Origin of the sequence: Epilithonimonas sp., assembly GCF_032054305.1 — a bacterium.
GTDB lineage: Bacteria > Bacteroidota > Bacteroidia > Flavobacteriales > Weeksellaceae > Epilithonimonas.
Window position 1 is genome coordinate 447,471 of record NZ_DAMBSX010000001.1, and the last position, 15,537, is coordinate 463,007.

The following is a 15,537-nucleotide window of genomic DNA, read 5'->3' on the forward strand; positions in this document are numbered from 1 at the left end:
GCAAACAATAAACATAAAACCTGCTTGTTTTTGTTAATAAAAGCGCTCAGGCAATGGTTTTTCATAAGAAATGTGCAGACTACTGAATATCGTTAGGCCTCAGTTTACTCTCATGAAGTCTTCAATTAAAAAAAGCCTCCCAAAGTTTTGAACTTCAGAAGGCCTGGTTATAATAAATCTTTTATTTTTATTTGATAAATTTCTTTGTTTTTACATCTCCGGAATTCTCGATCTTTAATATATAAACACCAGTTGAGAATGCGCTGGTATCTATTCTAGTCTCAGTTCCATTGACATTTAATACTTGCATCAATTTTCCCGAGGCATCATAGACCTCAATCTTACCCAATCTCTTAGATGATCTTATAACCTGTTCGTTATGATCTTTATAAACAATAAGATCGGTTTTGGAAGCATTTCCTACATTCAAAACATCTTCAGCTTTATAAATAATCTCAAAACGCGTATTATCCGTTCCCTTCACTGCTTGGAAGATATAATCCGTATTAGTTATCTCTACAACTTTATTCAGCAATTTATCTTTCAGATAGATAGATTGCCCGTTAGCAAAAATACCTTGCTTATCAATCACAGCAATCCTATAATTACCATTCTGAGAGTAAACATTCCCGAGTGCCACTCGATCATCCTTGACAAAACTTGTTCTTCCCTGGATCCCCAACTTTTTCCCATCCAACAACGAGTAAAAAGAATCCGACCCGATAATGAATAGTTCCGTATCATAAGCCAACTCATAGCCATTGGTAGCAGCCGGCATATAACCTAACAACAGTGTATTGGAAATATTGGTTGGCGATATCATCTTTAACCAGAATCTATCTTTTTCCATATCTAGCTTGTTATTAAAAAAAACACCATTATCCGTAAGTCTTATTGTATTTGCAAAATCAAGGGGTTGATCATTCATACCCGTCTTTGTTTTGACAATAAACCCTTGTCCCACTTTTATAATATTGGTAGGCGCCATACTACCGGAAGAAGGCTGATTTGGATCTCCCTCGACTTGTACCGCAGGTGAGCCTCCCGTAAGGTTATAGATCGCATAATTGTTCCCAGCATAATTAGATTGCTGCTGAGTAACAGACATATCATTATTGGTCCAAAAATAGGCTATCGGATGTATCTTTGAAGCATTAGCATTATAAAGCCCATCAAAATCTATATTAGAAGGATAAGGATTTCCTACAAGATTATAACCTTTATCATCATTGGTCCATTTCAGATACTGAAAAGATACATTTCCATTATTAGGAACGCCGGTGAATAAAAACTCGTGCGATACCGCTGGAGTCGTAGCTCCAAAATCATCCATCCCTCGTATAGCATAACCTCTTCCCGATTCAAAAACAGAAGAATCATTCAATAGGAAAGCCCCGGTATTTTTAAACAGATTGGTCGCCTCATCATAGACCCAGAATCTATTCTTAGGTGTCCCTCCTGTTTGTCCACCATTAGAGAATGCATAAAGGTTCTGTGAGCTTACAGGTGAGCTCCAATAAGTATAGCCCATTTTTGGAAGCTTACTTTTCCTTGCTGATGAGATGTTACCTCCATTAACAGCATCCGCATCCTGCATCAACTGCGCATTGGAACCAAAGCTAACTGTTCCGCCCAAATTAGCAATACCTTTGTGCGCATAAAGGACATTGGTAGTGGTATGATCTTCCGTTTCAGAAATTTTCAAAGTACCCGCACTAACAGTAGTCAGACCATTCGCAACAACAGTTCCCGGAGAAGCTGTTTTGGTACCTGCTGTAGAGATTGTCAAATTATGATAATCTAGCTCATTGGTCACAATCTGATTATTTCCTGTATAATCTATTGTAGAGCCCGTTTCTAAAACAATGGTGGGATTATTCGTGTTTTTAATTGCCGTTGTAGTGGATCCGCTAAATCCATTATCATTATTCACCTTAAATCTCGCTCCATTTTTCACCGTAAAATTACCATTCTCCTGAAAGATTAACCCTCCATTAGTAGTGGTTCCTGCAACAATATTGCTCCCGGAAACGACAACATTAGCATAATGTGGCGCCAAACGGATTTGAGTAGCGGCAGTTCCCGTGAATTCTATATTTGTTCCAAGAGACAAATTATAAGTTCCGCTGATATCAGGTTTGGTTCCTGAACCCGCCAGACGGAAGGTACCTGCTGTCATTGTAAGACCGGTTGCAGAATTACCAAATGTATTATTAGAAACATCTAATATTGTATTAGTTCCATTTATTGTCACAGTACCTGCAATAGTTGCAATACTACCTGTCGTACTTTTTGTACCATTGCCTGTAAAGAGTAGATTTTGATAATCCGCCCTGGACGACACCGTCTGAGCACCATCTAACGCATAATGGATTGTAGAGCCTGCATTAACAGTCACCGGAACAGTTGGTACACTGGAATTACTTCCTGTAAAACCTTGCGCATCTTTCGTAACAAATGTTCCATTTATAATAATCGCAGCAGCACCACCACCACTTGTGATCTGATTCTCTCCATTATTGTCAAATGCAGCATTCTCACCAATGGTCATCACTCCTCCTAAATTAAGATTATTTCCTGCACTGTTGAGTGAAAATTTTGACGTTCCATTAATATTCACGGCTCCGGAAACAATAAGGCTACCTGTTCTATTAGACATAACTTCTACATTATTGAACGTAAGACTCTCCGGATTCCCTATCGTCCCTGTTGGAAAAGGCGCATTTGTATTTGCATTGAAAATATAATTGATACCCGCTATGAACTGAGCCCTTCCATTTGCAGCTGTAGAATTTGTAGAGCTGAAAGACCTTAAACTTCCTGTAGTACTAACTCCGCCAATTCCGTTAAGATTAGAGGTATTAAGTGTTGCCCCACTGGCCGTATTAAATCTTGCAGCACTATTACCTATAATAGACCTGTCTCCAAAATCCAGATTTCCTTTTACTGTAAAATAAGATATGGGACTAACTGTTGAAGAGCCTAATGTAAGATCAGTATTCAATTTGGCATAATAATTCGTGTCCACTTCATAACTTGTATATTCAGAATTTTCTCCTGAGTAACTGATCAGAGATGGCGCAGAGGCAGTTCCCCTAAAGACAAAACCTCTAGCTTGTCCATTTGCGCTGGTCTGATAAACACCATTTCCTGTATGAGTCAAATTACCCGTGATGGCAATATAATTATTAGTAACCGTTCCTGCTGTTCCAAAATCTACATCCACCGCATCCGCATCGGTATTATTTGAGCTAAAGTTTCTACCTACGTTCACTATACCCGCTCCTACAGTGGTACTTGTACTGGTATTAGACCTCAAATTGAGCGTAGCAGCAATCCCATCAATAACGAAATCTCTCGTTACATTCAAAATTTGACTTGTCACCGCCGTACTAGTACCAGCAACCAACTCCAAAGAAGCATTATCTTTGAGCAATACATCATTTCCTATTGTCACAATTGCATTTCCGCTACCAGTAGACGACCTGAACGCACCGCTATTTTCTATTACTAAATCAGTAGCAACATTCAAAGTTAAAGTTGTGCCCGACCCAACACCATGAAGCGCGCCACCTGTTAAATTAATTCTATTAATATTGGCAGTAACCCCAAAATTAGAATTACCAAAAGAAACCAAATTGCTTGACAATGGCCCTACAGTAAGTGTACCTCTCACAGTAATACTTCCCGCAGCAGAGAATAAGTTGAGATAACCGGTCATTGCATTGTTGATGGTTAAGTTTCCAAAATTCTGTCCTATACCTGCCAAGCCTGTGATATTACCAGAACCTGTAAACCCAATCACATTACAATTGGATGAATCATCCCAAGTTGCAGTTGGTATCGTTCCACCATTGACATTATGGTTATAAATAGCACCTTCTCCAAAAGCAAGTGTCCCCGTATTCGCAATTGCCGTCGTAGAGGTCTGGTTCCAAGTTCCGTTCACAACATTTGTACCTGAAGTAGTCAAACCAGAATTCAAGTTTAGAACACCTCCGGCTTCAACCGTGATATTCTTTCCAGCTGCTGCTGTAGATATTGTAATTGTATGCCCACTTAGTATATTAATAGCCGTCGCTGATGATGTAGGTACTAATGAGGAAGTTATCCAAGTCGACCCATCTGGTGAAGATTCCCAATTAGCAGCAGTAGCCCAAGCACCCGTTGCTCTACTTTTGAAATAATCTGTACTCGCAGTTACCAATGCAATGTTAAAGGTAGAAGATTCTATATTGCTAAATGATGATGAAGTGGCAGCTAACTTCAAATTAGTTCCTGCTGCCGTATGCCTCAAAGTAGAAAACGTCGCTAAACCAGAAACAGGATTAACAGCAACAGGCGTTCCTGTTAAAGTTCCAGTAGATGTTAACACCACAGATGTTGTATAATCTCTATCTCTATTTCCGTTCACATCATTGGCAGAAATCGTGACTGCCGGGGACATATTGGTATTGACCGTCGTATTGGATGGTTGCTGAACAAAACTTAGGTTTGTTGCTGTAACTTCCACCGCATTATTATTTGCCCCAGACTCTACTGCCGTTCCCGTTCCAGCTTCAAACTGAGTAGATGTTGCCGAACTTGCCGTTGCAAAATTGCTTCTATCAACCTTAAATTCCAAATTCAGTCCATCGATTGTTGTAGGCAACGTTCCTGCAAGTGCTGTTTTTAACCAAATTTTTAAAGTATAGGTCTTATTATCTCCATCCGCAACATATCCTAATGAATTAACCGTGACCGGAATAGAAGTAAATGTCATGTTAGTAGCATTAACCGTTCCGGCAATAGCATTTGTGCCATCACTCAAAATTGCCCCTTCTATAGCCTGCGTCCAATTGCCAACATCATTGCCTGCACCTTGTGGAATAATGATTTGACTAATCAAAGTCGGCAGATCATCATTACCATCTGTTATGTTACTATCATCCGTGACTGTAAAATCGAAGTTAAGAACAGAATCCCCCTGCGAATTGATAAGTGAGGAAATCGTAGCAGGTTCAACCGCTGCCCCGGCGCTTATCCCTGAATAAGATGCTATCAGTTTCCATTCTGCATATAATGTAGTACTGCTTGCAGGTATTGTAAAGTTTGCATTTTCATTATAATGGGTACCTGATCCATTCGGCGCAGTATTCCAACCCGTGAACACATATCCATCTTTCACAAGTCCACCTGAATTTGACTGCAGGTTAACCGTTGTATTGTAATCTCCGCTTTGTGATGCAGGAATAGAACCACTTGTAGACGAATTGGCATTATAAGTAATTGTATAGCTATTTATGGTCCAATGTGCAAAGAGAGCCAACAAGACACTTGAGCCGGAATGCGTGTAAGTTGCGCCACCCAAATAATCTGCAGCAGTTCCTGCTGCACTTGCCTTCCAACCAGCAAAAGCATAACCTGGCCGAGTAAAACCCGAACCAGTACTCAAATTAACAGCACCACTACCTGTTGTACTATTATAATAACCCGTTTGTGCAGCAATCGTCCCACTACCACCATTGCTATTATAAGTAACATTGAAACCCCATACTGCATACAATGTGGTGCTACTTGTAAATGGATACTGATCTTGATTATCATAAGCCACGGTTCCAGCTGTAGCATTCGCAACAGAACTTGCCCATCCCCCAAAAGCATATCCGGTTTTAGCAAAAGCATTGTTTGTAAGATTAGTAGCCGAGCTTGCCGACTGAGAACTCATTGTTCCACTTGTACTCCCATTACCATTGAATGTAACAGTATAGCTTGCCATCTCATATGTTATCACAATCTGCGTGAAATAAGTTGCACTTCCAGGAACTTTTATCGCAAAAAAAGTGTAGCTGGTATTTGCCGCTGGTGTAATAGTAGAAGTTGCTGTAGAAATAGAAAGCGTTCCTATACTAGTTCCGCCTACCGCATAATCTGCAGTTGTATTATTTACCAATCTTACAGCTCCTCCATATACGGTTGCAGCCCTGTTGGTACCACTTTGGGTCACTTCTATTTTAGTGATCTTTCCAGGAAAGGCAGTAGTATTATAGATAACACCATTAGAAGCCTGGCATTGAAAAGCAGTAGGAGTACCCGAATTTCCTGTAATAGCTTTCCCCCCAAAACCGACAGACGATTGTGTCCAAGTTCTCTCCGCCCCACTACCGTAATTAGTAGAACCAAGTGCTGCGCCTGCAGCATTAGCCGCGGAGGCTGTTAGAGTTATGGATTGTGCATTTGCCCAAACAGCAAATAAAACCAGAAAAACTTTAAGTGACCTTATAAGAAAAGGTAATCTCTGAGAGAATAAATTTGTTTTCATTACATTTTGTTTTCATAAGCAAGCAAATATAAAATTATAAGGAAAATAAAATCATAAGTCACAAAAAGTTAATATAAATGTAAAAAATGACTAGAAAATGTTTTTTCTCCCTAAAGAGAATACCAATTAATCCATATTCAAGAAAATAGTTTTTCCAAAATTTCACAAACACTTAACCTTGAGTTTAAGAATAAATGATTAATCATTGACCGCAAACAAACTTACTTTCACACAAAAACAAGATGAAGCACAAAGTCATTATATAATTTAAAAATTTTCGAATAACCAATGGAATTATGAATCTATAAACCTCACTTGATCACCATCATCTGGCTATGAAGATTCTCAATATGCAGGATTTTCGCGAACGGACTTTTAACCGTTCTGAGTGCTTCTTTACCATTGATATAACTATACCTTGAAGCGATATTGTACATGTTGGAAACCAGGATCAGCCAACACTCCTTAGCCTTACTATTATAGAGAGGATATTTGGAATTCTTCTTTTCGATGACTTCCAGAATCTTGTCAGAATGAAGCTCATCAAACAAAGACAGATTATATTCTAAAAACAAAAGAACGCCTTTATGATGAGGCGTTCTTCTTATGGATCTGACAAACTTAGTTCTCTTATTATTGGTAATTGCTGACGAGATCTCTTTGATCAATTGCTCAGGCTGTTGGTAAAAATCGTCCTGGAAGTAATCGATATTGAGATGATAGATACCGTAGAGACTTTTATACTCGGACAACAGATTTTCCACCGTACGAAAGATATGATTTATATAACTCTCCTTTTTCTTCAACTCAAAATGGTTGATGATCTCCGAAACCTCCACCCCGATCTGCTTTCCTTTATAATTGATGATAAAATCAGGGCTCTCTCCAGTCAGGTTTTCAATTTCCATTTCCGGAAAATGACTGAATAAGGTATTCAGCAAAAGCAATTCGGTTTTTTTCTGATATTCTTCGCGCTCATGCAGATTGGCCTTGCCAATGGAATCATACCATTTGACAAGATCATCCGTCTTCATATTTTTAGAAGCCACGCAGATCTCCAGATTTTTATTAAGGTCCTCGCAAAAGATCATAACATTCCCTTTTAGAAATTAAACCTGTTCTAAGTTAGTAAATAATTGATTACAAAATATTTATATTAATTAAAATTAACAATAAAGAGATAATACATAAAGTAAAAAGACACAAATTAAATTTTCAGAATAAAGCAATAAAGCACAAAGAACCTCTTTAATGTTATAATTTTATGACTTTACAACACTTAGACCACCGCAAAAAAACTAATTCTTATATTTGCAACCTTATAGACAAGACCTTAAAATATATAAAAGAACTATGGATTTCAAAAATTTTAAGATGCCTTACAGCATCAATCCAAACTACTCCAAAAGAACAGCATATTTCTCCATGGAATTCGCCATAGACCAAGCACTCAAGATCTACAGCGGTGGACTTGGCTTTCTGGCAGGATCGCACATGAGAAGCGCCTATAATTTAAAACAAGATTTTGTAGGAATCGGAATCCTATGGAAATATGGCTACTATGATCAAAGCAGAAATGCCGACCAAACCCTGAACCCGATCTGGACAAAAAAGATGTACAGTTTCCTGGAAGATACTGGCATCAAATTTCAAATCGAGATCCATAACGCTCCGGTTTGGGTAAAAGTTTGGTATCTGAATCCTGAAACATTCAAAACTTGTCCAATGTTTTTCCTAAGTACAGACGTGCCGGAAAACGACCATCTTTCAAAGACAATATCTCACAGATTATATGACGCAAATGAATCAACAAAGTTGGCACAATACATCCTTTTAGGGAAAGGCGGCGCAAAATTGTTGGATGAGATGAATTTCGAAAGGGACATTTATCATTTGAATGAGGCACACGGACTACCCGCCGCATTTTACCTTTTGAGAAAATATGGCGGAGACCTTTCTAAAGTGAAAGAAAAACTAGTTTTCACAACGCATACGCCAGAAGAAGCAGGAAATGAGAAACACAATATCCACCTTTGCCACGATATGTCATATTTCTGCGGATTAACAATCGATGAGGTTAAAAATATAGAAGGTGTAAATGATGACCGTTTCAATCACTCGCTTTGCGCTTTGAGAATGTCAAGAATTTCCAATGGCGTTTCTCAACTTCACGGTGTTGTTTCCAGAGAAATGTGGAGCAAATATCCGGGAATCTGTGAAATCAAATCTATTACAAACGCCCAGGAATTCAAATACTGGGCTGATAAACCTTTATACGATTCCAAAGATGAAAGCGACAATGCACTTTTCGATTACAGAAAAAAACATCTTAAGAAAAGAACATTCAAGATCGTTGCGGATCAGACAGGAAAGATCTTCGACCCTAATGTATTGACGATTGTCTGGGCAAGACGTTTCGCCGGTTATAAAAGGGCGGACCTTCTTTTAGCAGACAAAGAGCGTTTTAGAAAGATGCTGGAGAACAGCAAATATCCGGTACAGATCATCTGGGCAGGTAAACCTTATCCGATGGATTATGGCGCAATTTCCACATTCAACAATCTGGTTGAGGAAAGCAAGAATCATAAAAATATGGCCGTTCTTACAGGTTACGAATTATCATTGAGCAAATCTCTGAAACAAGGCTCTGACATCTGGCTGAACAATCCAAGAGTTCCAAGAGAAGCATCTGGAACAAGTGGAATGACGGCCTCTATGAACGGTTCTGTAAATCTTTCCACAGATGACGGCTGGATTCCTGAGTTTGCAAAAAATGGAGAAAACTCCTTTGTAGTTCCACAGGCAGATTACAACCATTGGCCACAAGTAGAGCAAGACCAATTTGACCTTAATAATCTATACGATGTTTTGGAAAACCAGATCATCCCAACCTACTACGAAAATCCAAACCAATGGAGAAAGATCGTACAGACAGCAATGGATGATGTTAAATTCCAGTTCGGAAGTGATAGAATGGCGGATGAATATTACAAGCTGTTGTATTAATTATCTTTTTATTCCTAATACAATTCAAACCCCTGATTTCAAAGAAATCAGGAGTTTTTGTTGACATATTTCGAAATTCAACAATTATAATATGGATTATGAGCCTTAATGAAATTTGAGTTGATAAAACACTTGAGTCACTTTAGAATCATAATACTCACCACTAAGCTCACTTGAGTTGAAAATCAGGACTTTCAAAAAAAACTTAATTGTTCTTATATGGCTTTTATGGTTATCATTTCAAAACTTAAGTGTTTATTTTAATGAAATTGCGCTGTTTCTGTAGAATCTCTCATTGCTACCGTCGCAGATTTACCATTGGTAACCACATTCTGGATTTCATCAAAATAACCTGTTCCAACAAAACTCTGATGTTTCACAGCACGGAAACCCTTGGACTGAAGCGCAAATTCCCTCTCCTGCAATTCGGAATAACCTGCCATTCCTCTTTCTTTGTAAGCATAAGCCAACTCAAACATTGCAGTATTCAAAGCATGGAAACCTGCCAAAGTAATGAACTGGAATTTATATCCCATTTTCGCCAGTTCTTCACGGAAGTTTTCCATTTCTTCAACGGTTAATTTTGCGGCCCAATTAAAAGAAGGCGAGCAATTATACGCCAGCATTTTGTTTGGAAATTTAGCGTGAATTCCTTCCGCAAATCGTCTTGCATATTCCAGATCCGGATTAGAAGTTTCCATCCAGATCAGATCAGCGTAAGGCGCATAAGACAGACCTCTGTCAATACCTTGTTCTACTCCATTATTTACCACATAAAAACCTTCTGAAGTTCTTTCTCCCGTCACAAATTTTTTATCTCTGTCATCGATATCAGAAGTCAGTAAATCTGCCGCATCCGCATCAGTTCTCGCAACAATCACAGACGGAACACCGCAAACATCCGCCGCTAATCTAGCAGCAATCAGTTTATTGATCGCCTCCTGAGTCGGAACCAAAACCTTTCCACCTAGATGTCCGCATTTTTTAGCAGAAGACAATTGGTCTTCGAAATGAACACCTGCCGCACCAGCTTCAATCATTTGTTTCATTAATTCAAATGCATTCAGATTTCCTCCAAATCCAGCTTCTGCATCGGCAACAATTGGAACAAGATATTCTTTTTCTCCACCTCCGTTCACCGATTGTATTTGGTCTGCTCTCAGCAATGCGTTATTAATTTTCTTAACCACAGACGGAACTGAATTCGCGGGATAAAGAGATTGGTCCGGATACATTTCGCCAGAAAGATTCGCATCTGCAGCCACTTGCCAACCTGATAGATAAATAGCTTCCAGTCCTGCATCCACTTCCTGCACAGCCTGATTTCCAGTCAGTGCTCCAAGTCCGGCAACCCAGTCTTGGTTATTGAGTTTATCCCAAAGTTTTTGAGACATCTCGTTCGCAATCGTGTAATCCAGTTTGTAAGAACCTCTCAGTTTCAGCACATCTTCTGCTGTGTAAGGTCTTGCAACGCCAATCCATCGAGGATTCGTCAGCCAGTCTTTTTCCAAGGCCTGGATTTGTTCTTGTTTTGTTTTCATAATATTTGGTGATTTGGTGTGATTTTATTTTTAGATTTTAGATATAAGATTCCAGACTCAAGATTTCATTATTAAACCTTCAGTCTTTAATCTTTGTTCTTTATTCTTGTTTCTTTAAATAAATGGATATGCTTTCAAAGTGAGGAATTCCTCGAACTTGTCGCAGAATATCAACTCATTGAAGAGTTCTTTTGCAAGATTGAATTTACCTTTAGCAAATCGTTCTTCTCCCACATATTTTTTGATCCTGGAAAGCTCTTCTTTTTCCCATTGGAGAACCAATTCTCTTGTTAAAGTTCTTTCATCATCCAGAACAACTCCGTGTTGAAGCCATTGCCAAACCTGAGTTCTGGAAATCTCAGCAGTTGCCGCATCTTCCATCAGATCGTAAAGTGCAGCTGCTCCAACACCCATTAACCAAGATTCAATGTAGAGGATTCCGACGTTGATGTTTTTTCTAACACCATTTTCTGTGATTGTTCCGGCAGGAACTTCCAGCAATTCGGATTCTTTTATTTTGTGGTCAAACTTTTTATCGATCTGGTTTTTCTCCGGCATATATTGGTCAAAGATTTCCTTTGCTACCGAAACCAAAGCTGGATGTGCCACCCAAGTTCCATCGTGACCATTTCGAACCTCCCTTTCCTTATCATTTCTAACTTTTTCGAAAGCCAATTCATTCGCTTCATCATCATTTTTCACCGGAATTTGCGCCGCCATCCCACCCATTGCGTGGACATTTCTTTTGTGGCAAACCTCAATCACCCTTTTGGAATAAGCACTCATAAAAGGTGAAGTCATCGTCACTTGGTCTCTGTCCGGAACTAAAAACTGAGCTTGATTTCTGAATTTTTTGATATAAGAAAATATATAGTCCCAACGCCCACAGTTGAGTCCTGAACTGTGATTTTTCAGTTCAAAAAGGATCTCGTCCAATTGGAAGGAAGCCGTAATGGTTTCAATCAAAACAGTCGCTTTGATTGTTCCTTGAGGAATTTCAAGATAATTCTGCGCAAATATGAAAACATCATTCCACCAACGCGCTTCGTTGTAATGTTCCAATTTCGGAAGGTAGAAATATGGTGCAGTTCCTTTTTCAACCAAAGATTTAGCATTTCTGAAAAAGTAAATTCCAAAATCCACCAAAGAACCCGATGTGTTTTTGCCCTCTATTTCAATATTTTTTTCTGATAAATGCAAACCTCTCGGACGAACGATCAATGTTGCAATCTCATCATTCAGTTTGTAAGATTTGCCTTGTTCATTGGTAAAATCAATGTTTCTATTGATAGCATCCGTTAGATTGACCTGCCCTTGGATGCAATTTTCCCAAGTCGGAGAATTGCTGTCTTCAAAATCCGCCATAAAAGTATTAGCGCCAGAATTGAGCGCATTAACAATCATTTTTCTATCAACCGGGCCTGTGATTTCCACTCTCCTATCCAACAAATCTTTCGGCGTTTCTGCGCAGGTCCATTCTCCATTTCGGATATGAATTGTTTCTGAAGGAAAAGATGGCAATTCACCCGAATCAAATCTCAATTGTGTCTTTTTTCTTTCTTCTAATAATTCAATTCTCGTATGATTGAAATTCCTGTGAAGTTTGATTAAAAATTCGATTAATTCATCGGTAAAAACCTCTTGAAACTTAGCATTTGGGGAAATCGTTAGTTGGCTCATCGTTTCCATAATAAAATATTTTGTGATTTGGTTTGACAAATATATAAAAAAGATTTTCACAATTAGCGAACGTTCGCTAAATTTTTATAAAAATTATTATGCGGATAATCGCTTTAATATTTATCTTTGATTCTATGATTGCAGAGAGCGACTATATACGCGTGGTTTTTGGACTAAAACTGAAACAACAGAGACAGAAAAAAAACTGGTCTCTGCAAGACCTTGCAACCAAAACCGGACTTTCCAAATCCTATCTCAACGAAATAGAAAATGGAAAAAAGTATCCAAAACACGACAAAATCATACAGTTATCAGAAGCTTTGAATTGCACTTTTGATGATTTGGTTTCGACCAAACTGGATAAAAGCCTGACACCAATCAATGATGTTTTGCAATCGGATTTTTTTAAGGAAATCCCGTTGGATTTGTTTGGAATCAACAAGAACAACCTCATCAGCATCATTAGCGATGCTCCGAAAAAAGTAACCGCTTTCATCAATGCATTAATTGAAATTTCTCAGAATTACAACCTTGGAAAAGAGCGATTTTATTTTGCAGTGATGCGTTCTTTTCAGGAATTGTATGATAATTATTTTCCGGAAGTTGAGGAAAAAGCGATTCAGTTTGCGAATGAAAATCAACTGGAACTCAATAAAAATATCAAGACCGAAATCCTTGAAAACTTATTGAAAGAAAAATTCGGTTATAATATTCAGTCAAAGGATTTTTCGGGAGATTATGCTTTGAACAAACTTCGTTCATTATATATTCCGGAAAAGAAATTATTGCTTTTGAATGAACGATTGGATTGTAATCAAAAAACCTTTATTCTGGCCAAAGAAATCGGTTTCAATGTTTTGAAACTGAATCCCAGGCCAAATACTTATTCCTGGCTGGATTTCGGAAGCTTTGAGGAAATTCTTAATAATTTTTACGCTTCCTATTTTGCAGGTTGTTTCTTGATCTCGAAAAAAGAACTGATTGAAAAAACCTCGGACTTTTTCGACCAAAAACAATGGGATTCTCAGAATTTTAAAGCATTGATCAATCATTTCACAGATTCGCCGGAAACATTTTATTATCGATTAACGAATGTTTTGACGTCTGAATTTGGAATCAGGGATTTGTTTTACTTGTGTTTTGTTAAAAAAGACGATTCGGATAAAATTCAAATCTTGAAAGAATTGCATCTCAATCATCAGCAAGCACCACATTCCAACGCAACCAACGAACATTACTGCAGACGATGGATTGCTGTGAAAAACCTGCATCATCTTAAGGAAAATGAAACTTTGACCGATGCTCAAATCTCGCATTACAAAGACCAAGGCGTGAGTTATCTCGTGATTTCCACTTCACAGAAAAATCCTTTTTCTGATGGAAGCAACAGAAGCTATTGCTTGGGAATTTTACTCAATAATCAAACGATTAAAAAACTGAATTTTGCCAAATCTTCCGCATTAAAAACGATTGAAGTCGGTGTGACCTGTGAAAGCTGTAGCATTCAGAATTGTGAAGTGAGACAAGCGCCACCGACAAGATTGGAAAAAGAGCAATTTAATCTAGATATGAAAAAATCGATTGAGAAAATCAGAAAATCATTAATTTAGGACAATGATTTTCGACTTTCTTTTCCCGAATCGTTGTCTGGATTGCAATCAGCTGATTGATAAAAGAGATGTCGTTTGCGAATTGTGTCTGGATAAGGTTAATTTCTCCAATCATCAGTTCTTTGAGAATAATTCCTTGACAGAAAAAGCATCATTATTGATTCCTGTTGAAAATGCTTTCTCCTTATTATATTATGAAAAAGAAAGTCTTGCACAGAGAATTGTTCATCAATTAAAATACAATCACAGAGAAAAAATCGGAAAAATCTTAGCCAATTGGATAACCGAACGAATCGATTTTAATAATGAAAAACCGGATTTGCTGGTTACAGTTCCGCTTCATTATAAAAAATTAAAACAACGCGGTTATAATCAACTTCATCTTTTTGGAAATGAATTATCAAAACATTACAATATCCCTGTTAATCACATTTTGCTGAAAAGAATCAAACATTCCAGAGCTCAAGCCAAAAAAAATCAAAGTGAAAGACTAAAAACAAAAAATGCTTACCAACTGACAGAAAATATCAATGATAAGCATATTCTTTTGATTGATGACGTTTACACTACCGGAAATACAATGTCAAATATCGCTTGGGAAATCCTCAATAATTCCAAGAATGTAAAAATCAGTATTCTTGTGATGGCGATGGACGTGTAACAATGAATGATAAATGATGGATGATGGATAATCAATTATCGACTATCATTTATATTTCCATATCTATCTTTGGAGTTTTTCTCCGTAAGATAAATCACCTGCATCTCCCAAACCTGGCGTGATATAACCTTTTGAAGTTAAGTTTTCGTCCAAAGCACCAATCCATATTTTTGCATCAGGATAAGCATTCTGAATCGTTTCAACACCTTGCCTGCTTGCAATTGCGGCAACGATGTGAATAGAAGTCGGTTTTCCGTTGGTCAACAAATCTTTGATAGCTTCAATCAGAGATGCACCGGTTGCCAACATCGGGTCAGCAACAATCAATGGACGACCGTCTAATTTCGGGCAAGTCAAATAGTCTTGTTTGATAGAGAAATAATCGTTCGCATCGTGCTTTCTGTAAGCTGCTACAAAACCACAATCTGCTTTGTCAAAGTAATTCAAAATTCCTTGAAACAATGGAACTCCAGCTCTCAAAATAGTTGTGATAACCGGTTGCATTTCGATTTCTTTAACAGTTATTTTATCAAGAGGTGTGGTAATCTCAATCTCTTTTTGGTCGAGCGTTTTACTGATCTCGAAAGCGGCAATTTCTCCGACTCTTTCCATATTTCTGCGGAATTTCATTCGGTCTTGCTGAACTTCTACATTTCGAAGGTCATTGATCCAGGAATTGACAAGCGAGAAGTTTTCTGAAAGTATAGTTAACATAGTTTGTTGTGATGATTACTAGAT

Annotated in this window: 8 protein-coding genes; 3 read left to right on the forward strand and 5 right to left on the reverse strand. The window is 38.0% G+C overall.

The window, feature by feature from the left end:
- Positions 1-187: 187 nt before the first annotated feature.
- Together RTX21_RS02025 and RTX21_RS02030 are read right to left on the reverse strand one after the other, a co-directional pair.
- A complete protein-coding gene (locus RTX21_RS02025) occupies positions 188-6,301 on the reverse strand; it encodes an InlB B-repeat-containing protein (protein ID WP_312765051.1) in 6,114 nt (2,037 codons plus the stop codon).
- Between the two features lie 311 nt (positions 6,302-6,612).
- Positions 6,613-7,392, reverse strand: coding sequence for a hypothetical protein (locus RTX21_RS02030; protein WP_312765052.1), 780 nt, complete (start codon positions 7,390-7,392; stop codon positions 6,613-6,615).
- Between the two features lie 262 nt (positions 7,393-7,654).
- On the opposite strand from RTX21_RS02030, the gene glgP reads away from it, so the two are divergent.
- Positions 7,655-9,307, forward strand: a complete 1,653-nt coding sequence (gene glgP / locus RTX21_RS02035) for an alpha-glucan family phosphorylase (RefSeq protein ID WP_312765053.1) — start codon at positions 7,655-7,657, stop codon at positions 9,305-9,307.
- A gap of 260 nt (positions 9,308-9,567) precedes the next feature.
- Here glgP and aceA read toward each other — a convergent pair whose 3' ends face one another.
- Together aceA and aceB are read right to left on the reverse strand one after the other, a co-directional pair.
- The gene (gene aceA / locus RTX21_RS02040; protein ID WP_312765054.1) at positions 9,568-10,848 is read right to left on the reverse strand and encodes an isocitrate lyase; all 1,281 of its coding nucleotides are present in this window, start codon (positions 10,846-10,848) and stop codon (positions 9,568-9,570) included.
- Positions 10,849-10,962: 114 nt separating this feature from the next.
- Positions 10,963-12,537, reverse strand: coding sequence for a malate synthase A (aceB, locus tag RTX21_RS02045; protein ID WP_312765055.1), 1,575 nt, complete (start codon positions 12,535-12,537; stop codon positions 10,963-10,965).
- A gap of 125 nt (positions 12,538-12,662) precedes the next feature.
- Here aceB and RTX21_RS02050 point away from each other — a divergent pair, with 125 nt between their 5' ends.
- Positions 12,663-14,138: an XRE family transcriptional regulator gene (locus RTX21_RS02050; protein WP_312765056.1), complete on the forward strand. Its 1,476-nt coding sequence runs from the start codon at positions 12,663-12,665 to the stop codon at positions 14,136-14,138.
- A 4-nt stretch (positions 14,139-14,142) separates the two neighbouring features.
- Entirely contained in the window at positions 14,143-14,799 is a 657-nt protein-coding gene (locus RTX21_RS02055; RefSeq protein WP_312765057.1) for a ComF family protein, read from the forward strand.
- A 63-nt stretch (positions 14,800-14,862) separates the two neighbouring features.
- On the opposite strand, the gene upp is transcribed toward RTX21_RS02055, so the two are convergent.
- The gene (gene upp, locus RTX21_RS02060; RefSeq protein ID WP_312765058.1) at positions 14,863-15,513 is read right to left on the reverse strand and encodes a uracil phosphoribosyltransferase; all 651 of its coding nucleotides are present in this window, start codon (positions 15,511-15,513) and stop codon (positions 14,863-14,865) included.
- Between the last annotated feature and the right edge of the window lie 24 nt (positions 15,514-15,537).